This window comes from Marinococcus sp. LNHM3E3-2.2 (assembly GCF_056034385.1).
In genome coordinates, this window is the sequence record NZ_JBQLIC010000009.1 from 29,631 (window position 1) to 53,576 (window position 23,946).

The window sequence follows — 23,946 nt, forward strand, 5'->3', positions numbered from 1 at the left end:
AACGTGGATGATCCGGCAGGGTTTGCCTGCACTCCGGAGCAGCGTTCGGGCGGGTTGTTCTCCGGCAGTTTCAGCCGCTGCTGCCGGTCTCTGTGAGAATATATCCACCGTACTCGTTCCATCACTGTTTTTGTTATTCTGTTTCAGTTATATAGGAAACCGTATTTTCTGTCAAGCCTGCTCCTCCGGATCTTCCTCCCGGTTCTTCAGGCGTTCCCGAAGATGCGAATAGCGTTCATTTTTTGACTCCTGCTTTACGGCATACATAAATGCTTCTTTTTCCCCGCAGAGAATTAAATAGTCCTTTGCCCGTGTGATCGCTGTGTACAATAAATTACGGCGCAGCATCCGCCGGTAGGACATCAGCATCGGTACGACTACGATGGGAAATTCACTTCCCTGCGCCTTGTGAATAGAAGTGCAGTAGGCAAGAGTGATTTGTTTAAGATCCTGGCGTGTGTAGCTGACTTCCTTTTCGTCAAAGGAAAACACAATCTGCATTTCTTTATCAACAGTTTCTTTTGCTTCAAAGACCGTTTCGAGTACACCTTTGTCCCCGTTATATATACCTTCCTCGCCGTTGTTTACAAGCTGAAGAACGATATCATCCTTCTGGTAAACAGCGTCTCCGAAGGTTACACTTCGTTTTTGAGGCGTCCGGGGGTTAAACATTTCCTGCAGCCGTTCATTCAAGGCGTGAATTCCTGCCTCTCCCCGGTACATCGGGGCAAGCACCTGAATATCCATCGGATCGTAGCCCTTGCGAATGGCACCGGCACACGTTTTCTCCACCACATCGGCAACCTGAGTTTTCGTGCATGGGAAAAACCGCCGGTCTTCAAACGGCTGTTCAAAATCGTCCGGCAGCCCGCCCTCCTTCATTGCATGGGCCAGCTCTACAATCGAGGACTGATTCGTCTGCCTGTACACAACCGACAAGCTTACAGTCGGTATAGTACCGGCTTCAAGCAAATCTCCAAGCACCTGGCCCGGCCCTACCGAAGGAAGCTGATCCTCATCCCCAACGAACACGACCTTCATTCCTTTCGGGACCGCACGGATCAGCTGATTGGCCAGCCACATGTCCACCATCGATACTTCATCGACAATCAGCAGCTCCCCTTCGAGAGGCTCATATTCATCCTTTTCAAACAGCTCGTTTTCTCCTTCCCCGCTAAACCCGAGCAGTTTATGAATTGTCACTGCACGCAGGCCGGTGGACTCCTTCATCCGCTTCGCCGCCCGGCCGGTCGGGGCAGCAAGCAGTACAGGGAAGGGCTTCTTGCCTGAATATTCGGAAGGGTCCAGAGAAACATCATAGAGCGAGGCGTACACTTCCACAATAGCCCGGATGATCGTGGTCTTTCCGGTCCCCGGTCCGCCTGTAAGCAGCATTACCGGCTCTTCCATAGCCGTCTGGATTGCTTCCTTCTGCTGTTCGGCATACTCAATATCAAACTTTTCTTCTACTTCTCCGAGAGCCTGCAGCAGGTCCGCCTGGGAATATTCTTTTTCTTCCGCTTCTTCCTGCAGTTTATGCACCCTGCCAGCAAACCCTTTTTCCGCAAAATATAAAGAGGCGATATAAACACGATCATCGTCAATACGCACCCGTTCTTCATTTACAAGCTCCTGCAGGACGAGCTTCAGCTCCTGCTGATCAATAGTAACGGCAGGGTCGGCAAGCAGCTGCTCTGCGCTGTCAAGAAGCTGCTGCTTCGGGATATACACATGGCCGTCCTGCATCGTCCGTTCATACAGTTCAAACAGCACTCCCGCCTTCAGACGGCTTGGGTCATTTTTTTGGATGCCGGTGTTTTCTCCGAGCCGGTCCGCTTTTGTAAAGCCGACCCCTTCCACATCCCAGACGAGCTGGTAGGGATCATGCTGAATAATATCAAGGGTCCGTTCGCGGTACTGATTGTATATTTTCACGCCAAGATCCGTACCGAATCCGTATCGTACAAGAAGCGTCATCGCATGCTCCATGCCCTGATTTTCGAGCATGGCGGTGCGGATTTGTCTGCGTTTCTCTTCATTCAGTCCGGGAATTTTTTCGAGGGCTTCCGGGCGCTCGAGAACCTCATCAATTACTTTGGCCCCAAAGCGGTCGACCAATTTTTCCGCTGTCTTTGGCCCGATGTACGGGAAGCGGTCACTCGATAAATAGTCGATTAACGCTGAGCGTTCGGTCGGTATTTCCTTTTGATAAGAGATGACCTGATACTGGGTGCCAAACCGCGGATGCTGTTTAATCTCGCCGTTAAAACGATACCGTTCATTTGCCTCCACCGTTGGAAGAATGCCGACGATGGTCGTTGTACTTTCTTCAAAGGCAGGTATCGATTCTTTAATTTTCACTTTCGCTACTGTGTAGCCATTTTCTTCATTCCGAAATATAACGTGCTGCACCGTTCCGAGGACGTAGGGCTCGAGCAGTTCCTGTTCATCGTGTCCGTTCTCCATAGCACAACCTCACTTTTCGCTTAGCAGCTGTTGAACCTGCTGTCTGCCGTTCTCTGCCAATGCGTGTTCAGGCTCTGCTTCAAGTGCTTTCTCGAAGAAGCTGAGAGCTTCCTCCGCCCGTTCATTAAACAGAGCAGCCACTCCCAGATTATAGTGGGCATCGGCATGATCCGGATCCTGCTCCACCACTTTTTTAAATTCTGCTTCCGCCTGATCAACTTCCTCCTGCTGGGCAAGCGACAGGGCGTAATAATATCTGGCTTCGGCATCCGATTCGTCGAGCTCCACCGAGCGCTTGAAATTAGCAATCGCATACGGAAGACGGTCGGACTGCAGGTAGCTCAGTCCGAGCATGAAAAACAGACTAGAGTCTTCAAGTCCCTGCTGCTGGGCTCCTTTGTACATCGTAATGGCCTCAGCGTACTCTTCCCGGTTATATAATACATTCCCAGCCCCGTAGTAGGCTGTGGCTGCTGTTTCATCAATCTGCAGTGCTTTCGTGAAAAAACGGATGGCTTTATCATCTTCACCGGCTTCTGCAAGCAGATTACCGAAGTTTATGTACGCGACAGGGTCATTCGGTTCCGATTCCATCTGCTCATTCAAAAGCCTTGCTGCTTCTTCAAAATCCCCGTTTTGCAAATGCTCCATTGCCTGCTGATTTTTATCCATACTATCATCCTTTTCATGTCTTGTTTCTGTATTATTTCACGATCCCGGGTGATTGAAAAGCCTTACCGGCAAACAGCAAGAACCAAGAAAAAGGAAAACGTTACGTTGCAACGCTTTCCTTCATCATCGCTTCTTCTATTGTTGCACCTCCAAGACACACATCCCCGTCATAAAAGACTACAGCCTGTCCCGGAGTCACTGCGCGCTGCGGTTCATCAAACTCTACGAGCAGTTCTCCATTTGTTTTTTGATGGACGGTAACGCCCTGGTCTTTCTGGCGGTACCGGAATTTCGCAGTGCAGGAAAATGGAAAGGCTTCCGGCTCATGAATCCAGTTAGGCTCAGAGGCAGTCAGCTGCTCGGAATACAATCGCTTATGATTGCCGCCCTGTCCGACAATCAGAACGTTACGTTCCATGTCTTTATCCACGACAAACCATGGTTCCCCGGAGCCGCCGATACCAAGCCCCTGGCGCTGGCCGAGCGTGTAGTACATCAGCCCGTCGTGGCGGCCCTTCACTTCTCCTTCAGGGCTCTCCATGTCGCCCGGCTGGGCTGGAAGATACTCCTGCAGGAAATCCTTGAAATTCCGCTCTCCAATGAAGCAGATCCCGGTGCTGTCTTTCTTTCCAGCCGTTTCAAGGTCCCGCTCTTCCGCCATTTTCCGGACTTCGGATTTGTCATACTCTCCGAGTGGAAACAGCACACGGCTCAGCTGCTCTTCGCTTAACTGATTCAAAAAATACGTCTGGTCCTTGTTGCTGTCCACGCCGCGCAGAAGATACGTTCCGCTCCCGGTATGGTCCACGCGTGCATAGTGCCCGGTCGCGACGTAGTCTGCCCCGAGATTAAACGCGTGGTCGATAAACGCACGGAACTTAATTTCTTTGTTGCACATCACGTCAGGATTCGGGGTACGGCCGGCTTTGTATTCTTCCAGAAAGTACGTAAAGACCCGGTCCCAGTATTCTTTTTCAAAATTCACAGCGTAATAGGGGATGTCTAATTGGTTGCATACCGCAATTACGTCTTCATAGTCTTCCGTTGCCGTACACATTCCCGACTCATCTGTATCATCCCAGTTTTTCATGAAAATACCTATCACTTCATAGCCCTGCTCTTTTAATAGAGCGGCCGTAACGGAGGAGTCCACTCCCCCGGACATTCCTACCACAATCCGTGTCTCTTCATTGGTCATTTCAAAGCCTCCTTTTCCTTCATTTTCCGGCTTATTTTCGCAGCTGCCTGCGCCGTGGTTTTCATATCTGCCACGGTGTTTCCGTACCCAAAGCTGAACCGGACGGATTCATAGATACGTGCGTCTTTGCCGTACATTGCTTCAAGGACGTGAGACGGTTCTACAGTCCCGGCAGTGCATGCCGAACCGCTTGAAACGGCTACGCCTTCCATATCCATCTGCACAAGAAATGATTCGAGCTGAATTCCTGGGAAATACACATTTAAAATATGCGGACTTTTTTCTGCATGCCCGCCGTTAATTTGATAAAAGACCCCGCTGCGGTCAAGCTCAGCTAAAAATGCCGCACTGAGCGATTCCAGCTCCTGCCGGCGTTTCTCCAGACTGTTCATCTGCAGCTCAGCGGCTTTGGCAAAACCTTCGACGGCGGCTACGTTTTCCGTGCCTGCCCGGCGTTTTCTTTCCTGTTCCCCGCCCGTCAATTCCGGACGAATTTTGGTGCCCTGACGAACGAATAAACCTCCTGCTCCTGCAGGACCGTTAATTTTATGAGCCGTCATGGTTGCCATCGTTACCGGTGTTTCTTTTACGTCAAACGGCAGCTGTCCATAGGCCTGCACCATATCAGTATGGAAGGCAACACCTTTTTCCGAAAGCTTTTCAGCAGCTTCATGGACAGGCTGGACCACTCCTGTTTCATTGTTCACATACATTAATGAAACCAGTACCGTCTTCTCAGTCACTGCTGCCATAATTTTTTCCACCGAAACGATGCCCTGCTCGTCGGGGTGTACGTATGTGACCTGAAATCCTTCTTTCTCAAGCGCCTGAGCCGTATGCAATACAGCATGGTGCTCAATGGCACTTGTCACCAGGTGGTTTCCTTTTTCCTGGTTGGCATGCATAAAACCGCGGAGCGCCAGGTTGTTACTTTCTGTGCCTCCGCTCGTCCATACAATCTCTTTCGGACTTGCATTTATAGATGACGCTACCGTACGGCGGGCCCCGTCGAGTCTTTTCCTGGCCCCGCGGCCGTACTCGTGGACACTCGAAGGGTTTCCTGCCGGCTTTTTCATAGAATCGATCATAGCTTCAGCCACTTCTGGATGAAGCGGCGTAGTGGCCGCATGATCTGCATATATAGCGGGCATATTTCTTCTCCTCCTAATGGAGTTATTTCATATAATCGGAATAACATTATTTTTTACATTAACAAATAGGAGTTTTTTTGTCTATTTCCTTGCCTGCGCTTTCGTTTCCCGTGTAATATGTATTTTGTTTCCTATTATTTTATGAAAGTGCGGGATGTGTGAGTGAAAAATGTTTGGATGCTCCGGCCTTTACCTAACGGCACCAACCAGCTGCATAATTTTTTAGAGTATGATTTTATCGCTATTGGATATTCCATCGGAAAATCCCTGAATGGCCTCAGCTATGAAAAAATCAAAAAGGAACTGGCCCGCTTTGATATGGATGAGGGAGCCACGAATGTGTACAATTTTATTTCCCAGATGAAACTGGACGACCTCGTGATTGTGCCGGACGACAACAACCGTGACGTATATTTCTGCACGGTCACCTCGCAGTACATTTATGTCCCAAACGTTGATAACCAGAAAAAGGGCCTCGGCTATCCCCATCAGAAGACCGTCAGCTGGTTTTTCAACAAAGAGCCGCTTAACCGCAATGATTTCAGTAAAGAGCTGCAGGCCTCCCTCCGCTCGCCAAAAACCATCACAGACTTAACCCACCACCTCGATGTGCTGAATGAAATCATTTTTGATGTAGCGTTTATCAGCGGCGGTGTGCTGAAGGGCAAAGCGATTGAAACGGTCAGGGAGATGCTTGAAGAGCATCAAACGGTCGATACCCGGCTACGGGCGGCCGAGCTTGCGCTTAAATACGATCTTTAATTAGAAATGTTTGCTTTTTTATATGCAGCCGCGCTTACCAATTAAACAGCAGCTTCAATATTTCTGTTACGACAGTATAGATGAATGCTGCCCATAAAAAGGTCGGCAGATGAGCGGATTCTTCTGTCGGCATTTCTTTTTTCAGCACATTAAATATCATCGCGCCTGCAATGACCGCAAACGTAATAGCCAGTACAATTTCCGGCAGCGTAAACACAATGGCAAATATCCAGCCAAATAAAATACCTCCTGCCAGATAATACCTTCCCCGCTTATACCTGCCCGCATCTTCCCGGTGCAGATCATGCGAGATAGCCATAAAATGAAGCCCAATTGCCACCCCGTAAAAAACTGTCTGCAGTCCCTGAACGTCGGATCCGAACACTGTGTAGGCGACCATACTATTATACAGGGCAAAAAAGGCAATTTGAATCCAGAAAAACTGCCCCTCCCCTCTGCTCGTAGAATGATAGGCCCGCACCGCAATATTGTGAATAACAAAGTAAATGATAAGTCCCACCAGGCTGAGCAGATAAAATTCCGACTCAAACGTCAAACCCCGAAAAGAACTTTCACCATATTTGCTTTGTTCATCATGCAGATACGGAAGTATGTACACAAAAATAAACGCGACGGCCACCCCTCCGGAAAATGACAGCCAGCTGAAACGACCGATCTTTTCGGATGATATTAATTTATCTGCGAATAGCTGGATAAGTAAAAAGATTACAACAACGATAATATTTTCTACGGCCACGGCCATTCCCCCTGAAAAATTTATCATAAAAAAATCTCCATGCCGGATGCGGCGTGGAGATTTCGCATGTATACTTTTCATACCTTCAAGAGTTAGATATAAAACATATAATTTTCCTGTTCTTCGTCGCCCTGATACTCCGCCAGATAATCAAGCGTAGTGCTATCGAGGACATCCTTCACAGCATCCCGGATTTTCAGCCATAGGTCCCGTTTAGCCGGCTCTTCGTCATCGAGGACCTCGACCGGGCTGATTGGGCCTTCAAGGACACGGATAATATCGCCCGCCGTTATGTCAGCCGGTTCTTTAGAAAGCATATAGCCACCGTAGGCCCCCCTCACACTCTTCACGAGGCTGGCGTTTCGAAGCGGAGCAATCAGCTGCTCCAAATAATGCTCGGAAAGATTATGATCCCGTGCGATGGATTTCAGGGATGTAGGGCCGCTCCCATGCTTTCTCGCAAGCGCCATCATAATCGTCAGTCCGTATCTGCCTTTAGTTGAAATTTTCAATGCCGTCATCCCTTCCTGTCAGGCCTGTGAGTACCTGTTACATCTTCAATGATTCTGCTGATTGGTTAGTTGCTTTGTCATTTGGCTGCCCAGCTTCTAATGCTGATAAAAACAGTTGGAATTAATGTTAGTATATCATAACTGCGGTGTGCTGTTCATCCTCCTATAAGAGAAAACATGATACAATTTCAACGTGAACTGTTTACGAAAGGAGAAACTACATGTCATCCAAACAGCCTCTTGCCTACCGGATGCGTCCTGGCTCTATCGAAGAAGTCACCGGCCAGGAGCATATTCTCGGGGAAGGCAAAATGATTGCGCGTATGGTGGAAACAAAGAAACTTTCCTCCATGATTTTATACGGCCCGCCGGGCACAGGAAAAACATCGATCGCCTCTGCCATCGCAGGAAGTACAGATATTGCCTATAAAAAAATGAACGCCGTTATGAACAATAAAAAGGATATGGAACTCGCCGTGCAGGAAGCCAAAATGTCAGACCAGCTGATTGTCATTATGGACGAAGTGCACCGGCTCGATAAAACAAAACAGGACTTTCTGCTTCCCTACCTTGAGAGCGGATTGATTATCATGATTGGAGCTACTACTGCCAATCCCTACCACGCTATTAACCCGGCAATACGCAGCCGCACACATATATTTGAGGTGCTGCCGCTTTCCATACCAGAAATGAAGCAGCTGATCGAACGCAGTCTCCGTGATCCAAAGAATGGGATGGGCGCGTACCAGACAGAAATAACCACGGAGGCACACACGCATCTGGCCGAAGCGGGCGGCGGCGATGTGCGTGCTGCGCTTAACGCGCTTGAGCTTGCCGTGCTCAGCACGAAGCCGGACGATGACGGAATCATCCGCATTACTCAAAGGGTGGCGGAGGAATGCATTCAACAGAAGCGTTTCACTCACGATAAAGACGGCGACCACCATTACGATGTGCTTTCCGCCTTCCAAAAATCCATTCGGGGCAGTGACCCTGACGCCGCGCTTCATTACCTCGCCCGTTTAATTGAAGCCGGGGACTTAATCAGCATCGGCCGCCGGCTTATCGTCACTGCCTATGAGGACATCGGGCTGGCAAACCCCCAGGCGGGTCCGAGGGCCCTTGCTGCTGTTGAAGCTGCCGAGCGGCTGGGCTTCCCGGAAGGAAGAATACCGCTTGCGGATGCCGTCATAGAGCTCTGCCTTTCCCCTAAATCAAACAGCGCTTATAAAGCGCTTGATGCAGCGCGGGAGGCGATGCTGAAAGCAGGCACGCCAGGTATTCCCTCCCATCTCCGGGACTCCCATTACAAAGGGGCCGGTGCTCTTGGCCGCGGCAGCGAGTACGAGTACCCGCATAATGACGAGCGGGGATGGGTGCCGCAGCAGTACCTGCCAGACAAGCTTAAAAACGAGCAGTATTACGAACCGAAAAACAACAGCAAATTTGAAAAAGCCCTGGCGGACGTGTACTACCAGATCAAACCAGCAAAGAAGAAAACATAAGCGGCCTGCTGTGCCGCCTGTCGAATCGGGGTTTACACCAAAAAGACGCCTTAAGTACAGGCGTCTTTAATTTACATTTTGGCTCTCACTGCTCGTCGTTTCCCCGGCCAGCTGCGCCGGGAGCCGCACGTTAAATTCGGTTCCGCTTCCAGGAGCGGAATCGACCTCCAGCGTTCCTTTAAAATCCTCCACAATTTGAAACACGGTCATCAGCCCGAGACCGGTTCCGTTTGATTTGGTCGTATAAAAAGGATTTCCGATTTTCTGCAGCTGCTCTTCACTCATACCGCTTCCAGTATCCTTTATTTTCACTTCATAATATGGCTCTCCGGTCCAGTGCATGGATGTTTCCACCCGCAGCACGCCTCCGTCCGGCATCGCTTCCAGACCGTTTTTGATCAGATTCACAAACACCTGGGATAATTTCTTGCGGTCCCCGATGATTTCCGGAAGATCATCAAAATTCGTATAAATGAACGTTTTGTTTTTTACAGCCTGCTGGCTGTAAAGCTCGAGCAGTTCTTCAAGCAGGCTGTTCACCTGAATACTGTGTTCATCGCCGGAGCTGGTAGGTCTGGCAAGACCAAGCAGATCTTCCACAATGCTGTTCATCCGGTCAATTTCGTTCAGTACTAAATCGTAATGCTGAATATCCTTTTCTTTTTTCGCCGCCTGGCGGAACAGCTGAACGAATCCTTTGATAGTGGTGAGTGGGTTCCTGATTTCATGTGCAAAACCTGCAGACAGCTGCCCTACCATTTTCAGCTTTTCGCTTCGGACAAGCTCATTTTCCATGTCCTTCTTTTCTGTAATATCGTTAAATATAAGTACAATGCCCTCAGAGGACTCCCGGGAATCCACGGGAGGGAGAACTGTCATATTCACTAAGAAAGTACGGTTTTTTCCATTGATTGGGGCTTCGATTTCTTTCATTTCCAGCTGCATGTCATTCAGGCGGTGTGCTTCTATTTCCTGTGCGAACATGCGGAAGTCTTCAGATTTTTGCATTACCTGCTGCACGGAGTGTCCGAGTGCCTCTTTCCGGTCGAGTCCAAACAGCTTTTCACACATAGCATTAAACGTGGTGATATTCGTAAAATCTCTGGAAACAGCTATTACCCCGTTATCTGTCGTTTCCAGAATCATCGTGGACTGGCGGTGCCCCCGCTCTCTTTCTTCAAGCTGTTCTGACATATGATTAAATGTATTAGTCAGCACGTCCACTTCTTCGTAGGCATTGGTCTGCAGCGGAAACACCTTTTTACCTATTGCAAAACGGCTTGTCGCTTCTGCAAGGCGCTCGACAGGATGCACAATGTATTTGGACAGCTTAAAAACGGCAAATACCGTAATAATCAAAACAATGCTGAAAACAAACAAGTAGCTGTAGACAAGCTGCCGGAGATTCGCGTAGAACCCGCTTTTTGGTACCGTATAGCCGACGTACCATTCATTTGCCAGACTTCCAACGTTCTCCACCGGGGTAACTACGGAAACATCATTTCCGTGCTCAATCAGCTGATCCTCCTGCCCCGCGATCAGCTCTTCGATAGAATTTTCTTCCATTCCCTGCTCTTTAAGAAAGCTTTCCTCCAGCACGTAGCCCGAGTTCGGGTAAGCAATGTATTCTCCTTCATTATTAACGACAAAGGCCTGACCGGAAAAACGTTCATGCTCGCCCATTTTATTCAGGCGCTGCCAGAGCACTTCCCACAGCGCATTTTCATTAATTGAGGGGGAGATGACAGCCATCACATTTCCTGCATCATTTTCCACCGGTCCTGCGAGAGGAATAATTGGCTGCTTTAAAATTGGATCTATAAACGCTTCTTCAAGCGTTGGATTTCCCTCGCGTGCCTTCTGGTACCATACGCGGTCGGAGACGTTTTTGCCTATCACTTCATCCCGGGTGGACGTAACAATATCTCCATTCGTATCTATGTAAACAATGCCCATATATAAATTTTCCGCTTCCACCATTTGTTCAAGCTCGTTTCGTATATCGGAAGGCTCTGCATTCTCATCCTGCAAAACGGGATTCATCGTCATCATATCCAGATCATTCATTCGTTCCGACAGAACACTTTCCATCGTTAACGACAGATTATTGGACAACGAAAATAAAGAACCCTCAAGCTGGGATTCCATTTCTGAACGCTGGGATTCGAACAAAACCACCCCAAAGATTAACAGCGGAAGCGCTGTTATAATTAAGGTGATTACCAGAAGCTTAGAGCGGAGTTTTCTCAATGTATGTTCACCTGCGTTTCTCTTACTGCCGTAACAATTCACCAGTTTCGCCGGATTTATGTAAAAAACCTCCGGTGCACTGTTCACGCGCCGGAGGATGCATAACAATTTAAATAAAACAGGAAGAGTCCCAATGTGCCGTCAAACGAACTTGTTTTTGAACCTGCTCATGGCAGGTGGGTGCCTTGCTTGTTCGTTCATACTTCCCCAAACATTGAGGCTTGTACTCCAGAACAAGACGACAGGCTCCCAATGTGAATGTGTTGGCTCAAAACGATCAGTGCTTCACGAACACCTCAGGACTCTTCACATTGTTTGATTATATATTAGCACTTTCGTATAATTCGGTCAAGAACGTTACTACAACATTCCAAGGTGGCCAGAGCCTTAAAAGGAGCAGATGATGACAGAAACACTAGCCAGGCTTAATGCAACGTATACAGAACACGTAATTGAGGATTTTCAGAAAAAACGGGTCCCTGTGGAAATCCCTCTTTGCTTGAAAGAAGATCATATCGCCTACGGCCACGATCAGGAGATTTCTTACCCTCTCAAGGAAGTGCTCGACGTATCATACCGCTATGAACCTGGAAAAATAGGTTTTCTTTACATTCACACGATTCAGGGCATCCGCACTTTTCAGATCAATTCAGACCCCGGTGTTTTTGTTGAAAAGTTTCATCAGCTTGACCATTTATAGCTTTTTATTCGTCTTCCTCGTCTTTTTCAAACACATCGAGCTTAAGATGAAGTTCATCAAGCTGTCTGCTGCTGACTTTCCCAGGCGCCTGAGTTAATGGATCGGTTGCGCTCGCCGTTTTCGGGAAGGCGATCGTATCTCTCAGATTATTTCTGCCTGCGAGGATCATGACAATCCGGTCAAGGCCAAACGCTATGCCACCGTGTGGCGGTGCACCGTAATCAAAGGCTTCCATAAGAAAATCGAACTGTTCTTTCGCCTCTTCTTTATTAAATCCAAGAGCCGTAAACATTCTCTCCTGCAGATCTTTTTCATAAATACGCTGCGATCCCCCGCCAATTTCATAACCATTCAACACGAGGTCGTAAGCCTCGGCTCTGATATCTTCCGGCTTTGTTTCAAGCAGGTGGGCATCGTCCTCCACCGGCCGTGTAAATGGATGGTGCATCGCTACATAGCGGTCTTCGTCTTTGTTATATTCCATCAACGGAAATTCTGTGACCCATAGGAAATTAAAGGTGCTGCGGTCAATCATGTCGAGCTCTTTTCCGAATTTCAGGCGCAGGGCACCAAGAGAATCCCAAACCACCTGGTGGCTGTCTGCTCCAAAGAACAGTAGATCTTCTGCTTCTGCTCCCATCGCTTCCCGGAGCGATGCTGTTTCCTCATCGCTTAAGAACTTCGCAACCGGGCCTTTCAGTTCCTCTTCCTCTACCTTCAGCCAGGCAAGCCCTTTCGCCCCGTAGGCAGCCACAAATTCTGCCAGATCGTCAATTTCCTTGCGCGACATCTGGTTAGCCACGCCTTTGACGTTCAGTCCTTTAATGATGCCTCCCGAAGCCGCAGCATTTTTGAATACTTTAAAATCACTGTTCTTCAAAACATCGGTCAGCTCTACAAGCTCCATGCCAAATCTTGTTTCCGGCTTGTCGGATCCGTAGCGGTTCATCGCTTCATAATACGTCATACGGGGGAATGGTGTTTCAATGTCGACACCGCGCGTTTCCTTTAACAGCCCGGCCATCATTGTTTCCATCATGGAGAACAGGTCCTCTGTGTCCAGAAAGGCCGTCTCAATGTCCACCTGGGTAAATTCTGGCTGCCGGTCAGCCCGCAGGTCCTCATCCCGGAAACAACGTACAATCTGGTAATAACGCTCAAATCCCGAGACCATTAAAAGCTGTTTAAACAGCTGCGGGGACTGTGGCAGAGCATAAAATTCCCCGGGGTGGACCCGGCTTGGCACCAGATAGTCTCTTGCGCCTTCAGGCGTGCTTTTGGTGAGCATCGGTGTTTCCATATCGAAAAAATCACGGTCATCGAGAAAACGGCGGATAAACCTGGTTGTCTGATGACGGAGTTTGAACGTCTCCTGCATGTCCGGACGCCGAAGATCAAGGTAGCGGTAGCGGAGCCGGACATCTTCAGAAACATTAGTATCTGCTTCAATCTGAAACGGCAGTGGTTTTGAGGCATTCATAATTGAAAGCTTATCAACCCGGACTTCCACCTTTCCGGTGGGGATTTTTTCATTGTACGTTTCTTCATCGCGCTGTACGACAATTCCTTCTACGTCGAGCACGTATTCACTGCGGACCCTTTCCGCTGCGTTCAGTGCCTCCTGGGACTGTTCCGGAGTCGCTACTATCTGCACGATCCCCGAACGGTCCCTGAGATCAATAAATACCACCTGGCCCAGGTCCCGGCGGGTCTGGGCCCAGCCCTTCAATCTTACCTTTTCGCCTATCAGCGCTTCCTGAATGTCTCCGCAATGATGCGTCCGTCCTATCATTGTGCTTTCCTCCCTGTACGTTCCTGCATAGTAGTAATAAATGCCGACAGCGGCACTTCTTCCTGCGTGCCGGTTTCCATATTTTTAATGTTAACTGCTTCTGCTTCCAGCTCATCGTCGCCAATGACCACGGTAAAGGTACTGTTTGTACGGTCCGCGGCTTTAAACTGGGCTTTTGTTTTACGGTCCATGTAATCCTTATCGGCTTTGACGCCTGCCCTCCGGAGCTCATGCACCAGGGAAACGGAGCGCTTTTTGGCTTCTTCTCCCATTGCTACAATGTAGCAGTCCAGGTTTTTTTCTGCCGGCAGTTCAACGTTCTGGGTATTGAGTGCCATCAGCAGCCGCTCAATGCTAAGCGCAAAGCCGATACCAGGCGTGTCCGGTCCGCCAATATCCTCAATCAGCCCATTGTAGCGGCCACCGCCCATAAGCGTTGTAATCGCGCCAAAGCCTTCTCCTTCAATCATAATTTCGAAGGCCGTGTGGGTGTAATAATCAAGACCGCGTACAAGGTTCGCATCCACCTCGTAAGGAATGCCCATTTCATCAAGCATTGTTTTCACCTGGTTGAAATAGCTGCTTGACTCTTTATTTAAGTGATCAAGAATAGAAGGCGCATCTGCCATCAGCGGGTGGTCTTTATCCTTTTTGCAGTCCAGAATCCGGAGCGGATTGGTATGCAGGCGCTCCTGGCAGTCACTGCAGAATTCTCCGATACGGGGCTCAAAATGAGAAACAAGCGCCTCACGGTGAGCCGTGCGGCTCTCCTTGTCCCCAAGGCTGTTGACAACCAGCTTAAGGCCCTTGAGATTCATTTCTTCATAAAACTGCATGGCAAGTCCGATAACTTCTGCATCAATCGCAGGATCCGCACTTCCGATCGCTTCCACACCGAATTGCACAAACTGCCTCATACGTCCGGACTGCGGACGCTCATAGCGAAACATCGGCCCGGTGTAATACAGTTTCACCGGCTGTCCAGCCCATCCGTACATTTTGTTTTCTACATAGGAACGCACGATAGATGCCGTATTTTCCGGGCGGAGTGTGAGCTGTCTTCCGCCTTTGTCTTCGAACGTGTACATTTCTTTTTGTACAATATCCGTGGAGTCCCCCACTCCCCGTGCAAACAGCTCGGTTTGTTCAAAAACAGGGGTTCTTATTTCACTGTAGTTGAACCGGCTGCAGATATCGTCTATTTTTTGTTCAATAAACTGCCATTTTTCCGACTCGCCCGGCAGTATATCCTGGGTTCCTCTTGGAATTCGATAAGCCATGCTCTTTCCTCCCTTAATATGTTCAATCTTTCCACATAAAAAAACCGTCCCTCATGAATCATGAGGGACGGTTGATCCGCGTTGCCACCCTAATTGAAACGACACTCGTTTCCACTTTATGCCTGTAACGAAGGCGTACGTTTATTCCTACCGGCTGCTTGGCAGCGTTCGAAATAAAACCTATAAAGTGTCTTTCAACAGGGGAGAAAGAGAAGGACTTCCAGCCTCAGGTCCTTCCTCTCTGGCAGTCTGCCGCGCTGTTTACTTTCTTTATCATCGGCTTTAGCTGTTCTTCTGTAAAACAATCTTACGAATCTTCCCGGGGATTGTCAACCATTTCCCTGGCTTTTCGGGGAATCCAGGATGAGTGTCACCGGGCCGTCATTCGTAAGAGATATATCCATATCCGCGCCGAACACTCCTGTTTCCACATGAACACTTTGTTCTGCGAGAAGGTCGTTAAACTGGAGGTAGTACGCTTTGGCCTGCTCCGGCGGGGCCGCCTCCATAAAGTTCGGCCGGCGTCCTTTCTGCGTATTACCATAGAGCGTAAACTGAGGAATAGATAACACGCGGCCTCCCGCGTCGAGCACAGACCGGTTCATTTTCCCCGCTTCGTCTTCAAATACGCGGAGATTACTCACCTTCTCGGCCATCCACGCCAGGTCCTTTTCCGTATCTTCTCCGTGAATGCCTACAAAAAGCACCAGTCCTGAAGATATTTCTCCTGTTATTTCATCCCCGACGCGGCACGCCGCCTCTTTGCTTCTCTGCAGTACCACTTTCACGCTGAACGACCCTTTCTTTCCTGCAAATCGTTAATGCATCACCCGCCGTACGGAATAAATGTCAGGAAGTCCCTTAATTTTATCCACGACCCGGCGCAGATGATCGGTATTGCTGATATTTACTGTTACGTGAATAATAGCCATTTTGTTTTTATCTGCTTTGCCGCTGACAGCACTCATGTTGGTTTTCGTTTCAGTCACCGCCTGCAGTACAGCGTTTAAAAGCCCGCGACGGTCATAGCCGGTCACTTCAATATCTACATTATAGTTTTTCGATTTCTCAGCTGCGCCTTCCCATTCCACAGACAACAGACGTGGTTCTGAATCTTCGTTTTTAATATTTGGACAGTCGCTACGGTGCACGGAAACACCCCGGCCTTTTGTAATAAAGCCTACAATTTCATCGCCGGGAACCGGGTTACAGCACCGCGATAGGCGCACGAGCAGATTATCGACGCCTTTCACTCTAACTCCGGCACCAGTCTTTCTCGTCGGCGTTGCAGGCTGTACGTCTTTAACGGCTTCAGCTACAGACTTTTGTTCAGCGGCCTGCTCCTGCTCCTGGCGGGCCCGGTCAGTCAGCCTTGTAACGATCTGCTTCGGACTGACCCCGTTATATCCTACTGCCGCAAACATATCTTCATCGTTGGAAAAGCTGAATTTGTCAGCTGTTTCCTGCCGGTTCTCTTCGTTTAATATCTCTTTTGGCTCGTAGTTTTGCGCCCGCAGCTCGCGCTCCACCATTTCACGGCCTTTTTGAATGTTTTCTTCACGCCGTTCTTTTTTGAAAAACTGCTTAATTTTGTTTTTGGCATGAGAGCTTTTCGTCAGCTTCAGCCAATCCTGGCTGGGGCCGTAGGAATGCTTGGACGTAAGCATTTCCACAATATCGCCGGTAGTCAGCTCATGATCGAGCGGCACCATTTTGCCATTCACCTTTGCCCCAATCGACCGGTTGCCAATCTCCGTATGAATCCGGTAGGCGAAATCAATCGGGACTGAGCCTCTCGGAAGCTCAATGACATCGCCCTTTGGCGTGAACACAAATACCATGTCGGAAAACAAGTCGATCTTGAGCGATTCCATAAACTCCTGGGCGTCCGGCGTATCATCCTGCCATTCCAGAATTTCACGGAACCAGGTGAGCTTGTCTTCAAGGGACTGTTTGTTCTGCGCGTCTTTGCCTTCCTTATACGCCCAATGGGCTGCTACACCAAATTCGGCGATACGGTGCATTTCCCTGGAGCGTATCTGTACTTCAAGGGGCTCACCGTTCGGCCCGATGACGGTCGTATGAAGGGACTGGTACATATTAGCCTTCGGCATGGCGATATAGTCCTTAAACCGGCCCGGCATCGGCTTCCAACAGGTGTGAATGATTCCAAGCACGGCGTAACAGTCTTTAATGCTGTCAACAATAATACGTACAGCCAGCAGGTCATAAATTTCATTAAACTGCTTTTTATCCTTCACCATTTTTCGGTAAATGCTGTAAATATGCTTAGGCCGTCCGTACATTTCGGCATTGATTTTTAAATCATTCACGTTTTCCTGAATGTTATCAATCACCTGGTCAATGTATTCTTCCCGTTCGGCACGCTTTTGTTTCATCAAATTCACAATGCGATAATACTGCTGGGGCTCGAGGTAACGGAGCGCCGTGTCCTCAAGCTCCCATTTGATTGTGGAAATACCTAATCGATGAGCAAGCGGGGCAAAAATTTCCAATGTTTCATTAGAAATGCGGCGCTGTTTTTCCGGTGGAAGATGCTTCAGGGTCCGCATGTTGTGCAGGCGGTCCGCAAGCTTAATCAGGATCACCCGGATATCCTTGGCCATTGCGACCACCATCTTGCGGTGGTTTTCCGCCTGCTGCTGTTCCTTCGATTTGTATTTAATTTTTTTCAGCTTCGTGACGCCGTCCACAAGCATGGCAACTTCGCTGTTAAATTCCCGTTCGAGATCTTCGACGGTCACTTCTGTGTCTTCAACCACATCATGCATAAAAGCAGCTGCGATCGTATCAGGATCCAACTGCAGTTCTATTAGAATACCGGCTACCTGAATAGGGTGCAGGATATAAGGCTCGCCTGACTTCCGGTATTGTTCCTGATGGGCTTTTTCTGCATAATGATAAGCTTTATCCAAAAAAGCGACATTCGCTTCGGATAAATAAACGCCCGCTTTTTCCATTACTTCATCAATCGTCATGGAATCACCCTTATTCGCCTTTCCACCTTATAATAGATACACGGTACACCTACCGGATATAAATATCTGAATATGAAGAAATATAACGCTAATTGACTCTAATTTCAAGCCTCAGGCCTTTTTTCCGCCGCAGACTCTTCCAGGTATAATAATAACCCCCGAACCACTGGTTGGCAGGGGGCTTAAGACAAATATTCTTATTAATCAAACGTGACTAGAGAATAGATATTGTAGTCATTCAATTCTTTGTTGTTTCTTGCATCCAGATAGGAAAGCTCAATAAAAAATGCGAGGCCGGCTACAACTCCCCCCAGCTTTTCCACCAGCTGCACAGTAGCTCTTACGGTGCCTCCAGTAGCAAGCAGGTCATCGGTGATAAGCACACGCTGGCCGGGCTTAATGGCGTCTGTATGAATCGAGAGGCTCGCTTCCCCGTATTCCAGGCCGTAATCTTCCGTAATGGTTTCCCGTGGCAGCTTGCCTTCTTTGCGGATCGGTACAAATGCTTTTTCCATTGCATAAGCAACCGGGCACCCGACTACAAACCCTCTTGCCTCCGGTCCAACAATTACATCAACATCATGCTTTCCGGCAAATTCGATCATGTTGTCGATCGCCTGCCGGTACACCGGGCCGTTCTGCATAAGAGTTGTAATATCTTTAAACCGGATTCCCTGTTCAGGAAAATCTTCGATCACTGTTATGTAATCTTTAAAGTCCATGGTTTACCTTCTTCCTAATATCTAATATAGTTTCTTCCTTTTCCGGCAGCCAGGAAAGGAGCCGTTTTTTTAATTGCGGAAATGGAGTAAACATCAATTCCTGCTCGACATTTCTCGCCTCCATTTTTTCCTGGTAGGAGGAGGAGTCAGTTAAATCTTTTTTCGCAGGCTTTTCCTCTGCCGAGACAACCGCATCTTTCATTTTAACAAAACCTAATTCAAAAAACACTTGGCTCATAAAAAACAAATCTTCCGTCTTCCACTGTTTATGTTCGGCCAGTTTCCTGCCCTGACTGTTCAGATCAAACGAACCGCGCTTTTTCAGGAAAGCATAATACCATTTAAACTGCTCTCTTGAAGGCATCGAATGAAAATACGCTTTTTCTCTTCCCTGAAAGTATACATAAATGTTCGCCGCCTGCGGGAACACCGCAAGTGCCTGCTTCAGTGTTTCAAGAGAGGCCGGCATATCCGCTATCACTACATTCGCAGCGTGATGAGTCCTTCCTTCCATATCGGTACCGTTAAGAACGGCAGCATGTCCCGCAGATGCCGCCAGCTCTTTCCGCTGTTCTTCTGTGAAAGCCAGAACTGCCGTATCTGTATTGTCCGCAAACGTCACCCGCTTTTCTTTTCTGCGGTCAAATATTTGTATCTGCTCCACCTTCGCATCCTTTAAAAATAGCTGAGGCTTGCGGAAGCCGTTCCATTCATTAATACTCAGCTCCCCCACCACGGAGACCTCTTCATTTTCTGTCAGGCTTTCCGATAAATACCCGAGATGAAATCCGACACAATCAAGTTTTTTCCCGCCAGCAGCTAGTGCCATCTTCAAGTGATTTTTCGATGCGCCTATCGTTTTCACTGATTCGAGAACCGTTTTTTCAATCCGGAAAACCGGCTTTGGATTACCAACGCCAAACGGCGCAAGGTTCCGCAGGTCTTCGACCGCGTCAATGGTAATGTCACTTACCGAAACATGCACGTCAATGTGCGTCGCCGGAACAAGCAGTTCGCTGCTCAGCGTTTCTTTTGCCTGGCTGACCATGCGGGTTCTCAGGGTGTCGATATCGGCAGGGTCCAAAGACATGCCCGCCGCCATTGGGTGCCCTCCGAACTTTTGGAGCACGTCGCGGTTTTTCGAAAGCTCCTGGAACATATCGAAGCCTTCAATGCTTCTTGCCGAGCCTTTGGCCTCCCCACTTGCAGCGTCAATACTCATAACGATTACCGGGCGGTAATACCTCTCCACCAGACGACTTGCCACAATGCCAATTACACCGGCGTTCCATCCTTCTCCTGCCACAATAATGAATGGATTGTCTTCCACGGGAAAGTTCGTTTCCACCTCTTCCACCGCTTCTTTGGTCATACTTTCAACAAGCGATTTGCGTTCATTATTCAGGTCATCGATCATTTCCGCCCACGATTCTGCTTCGTCAAGCGTAGCTGCAGTCAGAAGATGCACAGCGGGATCTGCTTCTTCCATACGGCCCGCTGCATTCAAGCGCGGACCCATTGCAAAGCCGACATGGTCTTCTTCAAGCTGCTCCCCTTCAATGCTGCATATTCGTTTTAACGCCTGAATGCCGGGGAGTTTGCTGTTCGTTAACAGGTCGAGTCCCCACTGCACGAACAGCCGGTTTTCCTCCACGAGCGGTACAAGATCACTGATCGTGCCAAGCGTGACAATATCGAGCCAGTGAACAGGCTCCTCGGGAAGAAGAGCATGCGCTAGCTTATAGGCGACCCCGACCCCCGCAAGCTCTTTAAACGGATACGCGCAGCCCGGTTTCTTCGGGTTAATAATCGCGTACGCAGGCGGCAGCTCCGGAGGTGGTTCGTGGTGGTCGGTAATAATAACATCCATGCCTAAATCATTGGCGGCCTGGATTTCATTAACCGCCGCGATGCCCGTATCCACGGTAATAATAAGTGAGGCTCCTTCGTCATGAGCCGATTGAAAAGCCGGAACGTTCGGTCCATATCCTTCCGTAAACCGGTTAGGAATATACCAGCCAAACGAAGCTCCAAGTTCGCTTAAGAGCCGGATCATAATAGTGGTACTCGACACTCCGTCCGCATCGTAATCTCCGAAAACGAGAATACGTTCTTTATTTTCAACCGCCTGCTGAATACGGCGGACAGCTTCTTCCATTCCATCAAGCAAATACGGGTTATGTACAATAGACCAGTCATTATGAATCATCTGCCGGACTTTCTCTGCTGATTCAAATCCTCTTGCAGCAAGAAGCCGCGCAGATATTACACTTACATTCAGCTCTTTTTTAAGCTGTTCTGCAAGACGTTCGTCCACATCGGGCTGATGCCATCTTGTTCGTGACTGCAGCATATATCTCTTCCTCTTTTCTTGCTTTAGCGTTTCAAACGATCCTAATCTGCATTCACTATTGTATCGAAAATACTCGCGGGATAAAAGCTATTTTATCTGCACCACCTTCCATAAAAAAAGCTTCTTTTCCCGGGAAAGGGAAAAGAAGCGAAATTTACTGCATTTATGATGAACGGCTCGATTTGTCTTTATCATTATCTTCATGCGTGGTGCCGGCTGTTCTTGATCCGACAGCAGCGCTGTGATCATTCGTAGCTTTTCGGAGCCGGCGCACTTCTGCTTTCAGCTTATAGATACGGAACATGCTGAGAAATCCTGCCACCATCGCTCCAAGCAATACAGAAACCAAAATGACAATAATCAGCGGCCATTCTCCTGTGCCAAACAATAAATTCACTTCTACACTATTTACATTAATCACGGCAAAAACAGCGATAATAAGTGCTAAAATAAGTCCCATGATTAAACCTGTTTGTGCTTTCATTTTTTCACTCCCTTCACAATCTGTGTTCTCCTTTATTATACCCGTATAATTGCAAAAATAACCATAAAAAGCCTCCCTTCAAAAAGGGAAGCTTTCTGTTCAGGACTCCGGCTCTTCCTCTGCCGGCGCCTTTTCACGGGCCCGTTTAATTTTTTTCCAGTTCCAGATCACCCACACCTGGGCAGCCAGGAAAATGGAGGAATACGTTCCAGCTACCAGGCCGACAAGCAGGGCCAGAGAAAAGGACCGTATGCCTTCGCCTCCGAACATAAACAGTGCCGCTGCCGCAAATACTACTGTCAGCACAGTATTGATGGAGCGGGTGAGCGTCTGGTTCAGGCTGACATCCACTACTTCTGCAAGATCTTCAAACGATTCAATTTCCTCAGCCGGGGGCATGTTTTCCCGGATCCGGTCAAACGTCACAATCGTATCGTTAATGGAATAACCTACAATCGTGAGAACCGCTGCAATAAACGGCACATTCACTTCCACCTGCAGCAGGCTGAAAAAGCCAATAATAAAGAAGGCATCGTGAAGAAGGGCAATAATCGAAGCAACTCCGTATAAAAACTGAAAGCGGATCGTGATATAAATTATCAGTCCGAGCGAAGCAATCAGCACAGATATAAATGCATTCTGCGCCAGCTCCTGGCCGACCTGAGGAGAAACGGTGCCCGTATTTGGAACGCTTCCGTATTCTTCTTCAAAATACGTCTGCACCGCAGCTATTTCCTCCTGGGAAAGCTCTCCGATAAACCGTGCGGAAGCAATTGTATTATTATCTCCGCCAAGTGTAATATCGTCCGGCTCCAAATTCCCTTCCACCTCTTCAAAATCAGCGCGAACCTGTTCTTCAGTTAATGGCTCATCTGCAGAGACCTCTACTCTTGATCCGCTTTGAAAGTCGATGCCCAGGTTCAAGCCGATCGTTGACAAAAGTATGGCTCCGGCAAGAACATAGGCGAGAGTAATCAGAAAAAAAACATTCCGGAATTTGACGAAAGGAATCACCCGTTTTAAGATCTTCCTGCTGTTATTAAGGTTCATGGATGTCACGCTCCTTTACGCCAAACACCTTTGGTTTTTTATTAAAGATCCGGCTGTTCACCCATAGACCGAGAAGCAGCCTTGTACCAAGCACTGCCGTAATGAAGCTTACCAGTATGCTCACGATCAGCATCAAGGCAAAGCCCTGAACCGAGCTTGTTCCGAAGTAGAAAAGCACCCCGGCAGCAATCAGGGTTGTGACGTTCGCGTCGATAATTGTACCGAGAGACCTTCTTGCTCCTGAACGGTACGCCGATAAAATGGATCTGCCGTATTTGATCTCTTCTTTAATCCGTTCATACGTAATAATATTCGCATCAACAGCCATGCCGACCCCAAGGACAAGTGCCGCTATGCCAGGGAGTGTGAGCACTCCCTGGATAAAGTTAAACATCGCAAGTACAAAATAAATGTAGGTACTGAGCGTTAAAACAGCGATAAATCCAGTAAAACGATAAAACACGAGCATGAATAAGAAAATCAGCCCAACGCCAATAAACGTGGCAAAAATGGTTTTATCCATGGCCTGTTCACCCAGCGAAGCACCAACCGAGTTCGAATATACTTCCTCGAGATCTACAGGAAGCGACCCCGAATTCAAAATATCCGCAAGATTTTCCGCTTCTTCGACACTAAAGTCGCCTTCAATCTGGATGTCCTGTGTATACAGTGGCTCGCTCACTGCCGGAGCAGAGATGAATTTTGGATCATCCTTCATGGCTTCCTCTTCGTAGGAATCCCCTTCTTCGTAATCCAGCCAGATGACCAGCCGGTTGTTTGGAGGCTGGTATTCATTAATAATATTTTCCGTTACTTGTCCAAACTGGTCCCCGTCTCTTAAGGAAACTGTGACGATTGGGTTGTTTGAATCGTCAAAGTTTACCGAAGCACTTTCTTCCTGGATATCACTTCCGGAGAGCCGTTCATTATCATCCACGTCCCTGATGCTCAGGTTCGCTTCTGTAGAAAGCAGCTCCCGTGCGGACTGCTGATCTTCAACACCAGCGAGCTGCACCCGTATACGGTTGTCACCTTCAATGGTAATATTCGGTTCGGAGACACCTAAAATGTCCACCCGCTGCGTCAGCGCAGCTACCGTGTTCTGCAAAGTTTCATCTGTAATTTCCTGTCCTTCTTCCTGAGGCTCCACTTCATAGAGCACTTCAAATCCGCCCTGAAGATCAAGCCCGAGGTCGATACCGTTCACAATTTTCTCCGACGTTGGGATCATTAACGCCGCCAGCGCAAAAATAATTAAAAAGAAATAAACAATCCTTGATTTCTTTACCATTA

General features: G+C 48.4%; 19 protein-coding genes, 1 other RNA gene and 2 other annotated features (1 of these 22 cut by a window edge). Of the genes, 3 read left to right on the plus strand and 17 right to left on the minus strand.

Annotated features, from left to right (window positions below; all coding sequences use genetic code 11):
- Positions 1-134 (minus strand) — a binding site (T-box leader) (it extends 71 nt beyond the left edge of the window).
- A 37-nt stretch (positions 135-171) separates the two neighbouring features.
- The 4 genes from recD2 to ACTRXF_RS12240 all read right to left on the minus strand — a co-directional run bounded on the left by recD2 (position 172) and on the right by ACTRXF_RS12240 (position 5,487).
- Entirely contained in the window at positions 172-2,466 is a 2,295-nt protein-coding gene (recD2, locus tag ACTRXF_RS12225; protein ID WP_474261740.1) for an SF1B family DNA helicase RecD2, read from the minus strand.
- 9 nt (positions 2,467-2,475) lie between these two features.
- A complete protein-coding gene (locus ACTRXF_RS12230) occupies positions 2,476-3,138 on the minus strand; it encodes a tetratricopeptide repeat protein (protein ID WP_474261739.1) in 663 nt (220 codons plus the stop codon).
- A gap of 100 nt (positions 3,139-3,238) precedes the next feature.
- Positions 3,239-4,336 carry a tRNA 2-thiouridine(34) synthase MnmA gene (mnmA, locus tag ACTRXF_RS12235; protein WP_474261738.1) on the minus strand — a complete coding sequence of 366 codons (1,098 nt, stop codon included), beginning with the start codon at positions 4,334-4,336 and terminating at the stop codon, positions 3,239-3,241.
- Positions 4,333-5,487, minus strand: a complete 1,155-nt coding sequence (locus tag ACTRXF_RS12240) for a cysteine desulfurase family protein (RefSeq protein WP_474261737.1) — start codon at positions 5,485-5,487, stop codon at positions 4,333-4,335. Before ACTRXF_RS12240 ends, mnmA begins: the two co-directional genes overlap by 4 nt.
- 162 nt (positions 5,488-5,649) lie before the next feature.
- Between ACTRXF_RS12240 and ACTRXF_RS12245 the strand changes: the two genes are divergently transcribed.
- Complete coding sequence (locus ACTRXF_RS12245; RefSeq protein WP_474261736.1) at positions 5,650-6,249, plus strand: hypothetical protein; 600 nt, start codon at positions 5,650-5,652, stop codon at positions 6,247-6,249.
- Between the two features lie 34 nt (positions 6,250-6,283).
- On the opposite strand, the gene ACTRXF_RS12250 is transcribed toward ACTRXF_RS12245, so the two are convergent.
- The gene (locus ACTRXF_RS12250; protein WP_474261735.1) at positions 6,284-7,006 is read right to left on the minus strand and encodes a hypothetical protein; all 723 of its coding nucleotides are present in this window, start codon (positions 7,004-7,006) and stop codon (positions 6,284-6,286) included.
- 92 nt (positions 7,007-7,098) lie between these two features.
- Entirely contained in the window at positions 7,099-7,518 is a 420-nt protein-coding gene (gene cymR, locus ACTRXF_RS12255; protein ID WP_027847299.1) for a cysteine metabolism transcriptional regulator CymR, read from the minus strand.
- A gap of 221 nt (positions 7,519-7,739) precedes the next feature.
- Between cymR and ACTRXF_RS12260 the strand changes: the two genes are divergently transcribed.
- Positions 7,740-9,023, plus strand: coding sequence for a replication-associated recombination protein A (locus ACTRXF_RS12260; RefSeq protein ID WP_474279264.1), 1,284 nt, complete (start codon positions 7,740-7,742; stop codon positions 9,021-9,023).
- A gap of 66 nt (positions 9,024-9,089) precedes the next feature.
- Here ACTRXF_RS12260 and ACTRXF_RS12265 read toward each other — a convergent pair whose 3' ends face one another.
- Positions 9,090-11,273 carry an ATP-binding protein gene (locus ACTRXF_RS12265; protein WP_474279267.1) on the minus strand — a complete coding sequence of 728 codons (2,184 nt, stop codon included), beginning with the start codon at positions 11,271-11,273 and terminating at the stop codon, positions 9,090-9,092.
- Between the two features lie 123 nt (positions 11,274-11,396).
- A non-coding RNA gene (gene ssrS, locus ACTRXF_RS12270) (6S RNA) lies at positions 11,397-11,579 on the minus strand.
- Between the two features lie 97 nt (positions 11,580-11,676).
- On the opposite strand from ssrS, the gene ACTRXF_RS12275 reads away from it, so the two are divergent.
- Positions 11,677-11,973, plus strand: coding sequence for a hypothetical protein (locus ACTRXF_RS12275; protein WP_474261732.1), 297 nt, complete (start codon positions 11,677-11,679; stop codon positions 11,971-11,973).
- 4 nt (positions 11,974-11,977) lie between these two features.
- Here the strand turns inward: ACTRXF_RS12275 and aspS are convergent, their stop codons facing one another.
- The 9 genes from aspS to secD all read right to left on the minus strand — a co-directional run bounded on the left by aspS (position 11,978) and on the right by secD (position 23,944).
- Positions 11,978-13,765 (minus strand): aspartate--tRNA ligase, encoded by a 1,788-nt coding sequence (gene aspS / locus ACTRXF_RS12280; RefSeq protein ID WP_474261731.1) that lies wholly within the window; start codon positions 13,763-13,765, stop codon positions 11,978-11,980.
- Positions 13,762-15,045: a histidine--tRNA ligase gene (gene hisS, locus ACTRXF_RS12285; RefSeq protein ID WP_474279269.1), complete on the minus strand. Its 1,284-nt coding sequence runs from the start codon at positions 15,043-15,045 to the stop codon at positions 13,762-13,764. Before hisS ends, aspS begins: the two co-directional genes overlap by 4 nt.
- Positions 15,046-15,105: 60 nt before the next feature.
- Positions 15,106-15,331 (minus strand) — a binding site (T-box leader).
- A 43-nt stretch (positions 15,332-15,374) separates the two neighbouring features.
- The gene (gene dtd / locus ACTRXF_RS12290) at positions 15,375-15,833 is read right to left on the minus strand and encodes a D-aminoacyl-tRNA deacylase (RefSeq protein ID WP_474279271.1); all 459 of its coding nucleotides are present in this window, start codon (positions 15,831-15,833) and stop codon (positions 15,375-15,377) included.
- Between the two features lie 30 nt (positions 15,834-15,863).
- Entirely contained in the window at positions 15,864-18,044 is a 2,181-nt protein-coding gene (locus ACTRXF_RS12295; protein ID WP_322525709.1) for a RelA/SpoT family protein, read from the minus strand.
- A gap of 200 nt (positions 18,045-18,244) precedes the next feature.
- Positions 18,245-18,766 carry an adenine phosphoribosyltransferase gene (locus ACTRXF_RS12300; protein WP_474261727.1) on the minus strand — a complete coding sequence of 174 codons (522 nt, stop codon included), beginning with the start codon at positions 18,764-18,766 and terminating at the stop codon, positions 18,245-18,247.
- Positions 18,756-21,119: a single-stranded-DNA-specific exonuclease RecJ gene (gene recJ, locus ACTRXF_RS12305; RefSeq protein WP_474261726.1), complete on the minus strand. Its 2,364-nt coding sequence runs from the start codon at positions 21,117-21,119 to the stop codon at positions 18,756-18,758. Before recJ ends, ACTRXF_RS12300 begins: the two co-directional genes overlap by 11 nt.
- Before the next feature lie 163 nt (positions 21,120-21,282).
- The gene (locus tag ACTRXF_RS12310; protein WP_474261725.1) at positions 21,283-21,603 is read right to left on the minus strand and encodes a LapA family protein; all 321 of its coding nucleotides are present in this window, start codon (positions 21,601-21,603) and stop codon (positions 21,283-21,285) included.
- 99 nt (positions 21,604-21,702) lie between these two features.
- Positions 21,703-22,653 (minus strand): protein translocase subunit SecF, encoded by a 951-nt coding sequence (secF, locus tag ACTRXF_RS12315; protein ID WP_474279273.1) that lies wholly within the window; start codon positions 22,651-22,653, stop codon positions 21,703-21,705.
- On the minus strand, positions 22,643-23,944 hold the full coding sequence (gene secD / locus ACTRXF_RS12320) for a protein translocase subunit SecD (protein WP_474279275.1): 1,302 nt from the start codon (positions 23,942-23,944) through the stop codon (positions 22,643-22,645). Before secD ends, secF begins: the two co-directional genes overlap by 11 nt.
- Positions 23,945-23,946: the final 2 nt, after the last annotated feature.

Excerpts from the sequence above, each read along its gene's own strand:
- aspS (WP_474261731.1), bottom strand. The coding sequence starts at position 13,765 with ATGATAGGACGGACGCATCATTGCGGAGACATTCAGGAAGCGCTGATA.
- ACTRXF_RS12275 (WP_474261732.1), top strand. The coding sequence starts at position 11,677 with ATGACAGAAACACTAGCCAGGCTTAATGCAACGTATACAGAACACGTA.
- secD (WP_474279275.1), bottom strand. The coding sequence starts at position 23,944 with ATGGTAAAGAAATCAAGGATTGTTTATTTCTTTTTAATTATTTTTGCG.
- mnmA (WP_474261738.1), bottom strand. The coding sequence starts at position 4,336 with ATGACCAATGAAGAGACACGGATTGTGGTAGGAATGTCCGGGGGAGTG.
- secF (WP_474279273.1), bottom strand. The coding sequence starts at position 22,653 with ATGAACCTTAATAACAGCAGGAAGATCTTAAAACGGGTGATTCCTTTC.
- ACTRXF_RS12260 (WP_474279264.1), top strand. The coding sequence starts at position 7,740 with ATGTCATCCAAACAGCCTCTTGCCTACCGGATGCGTCCTGGCTCTATC.
- ACTRXF_RS12240 (WP_474261737.1), bottom strand. The coding sequence starts at position 5,487 with ATGCCCGCTATATATGCAGATCATGCGGCCACTACGCCGCTTCATCCA.
- ACTRXF_RS12295 (WP_322525709.1), bottom strand. The coding sequence starts at position 18,044 with ATGACGATTGATGAAGTAATGGAAAAAGCGGGCGTTTATTTATCCGAA.
- recJ (WP_474261726.1), bottom strand. The coding sequence starts at position 21,119 with ATGCTGCAGTCACGAACAAGATGGCATCAGCCCGATGTGGACGAACGT.
- ACTRXF_RS12230 (WP_474261739.1), bottom strand. The coding sequence starts at position 3,138 with ATGGATAAAAATCAGCAGGCAATGGAGCATTTGCAAAACGGGGATTTT.
- ACTRXF_RS12300 (WP_474261727.1), bottom strand. The coding sequence starts at position 18,766 with ATGGACTTTAAAGATTACATAACAGTGATCGAAGATTTTCCTGAACAG.
- hisS (WP_474279269.1), bottom strand. The coding sequence starts at position 15,045 with ATGGCTTATCGAATTCCAAGAGGAACCCAGGATATACTGCCGGGCGAG.
- ACTRXF_RS12310 (WP_474261725.1), bottom strand. The coding sequence starts at position 21,603 with ATGAAAGCACAAACAGGTTTAATCATGGGACTTATTTTAGCACTTATT.
- recD2 (WP_474261740.1), bottom strand. The coding sequence starts at position 2,466 with ATGGAGAACGGACACGATGAACAGGAACTGCTCGAGCCCTACGTCCTC.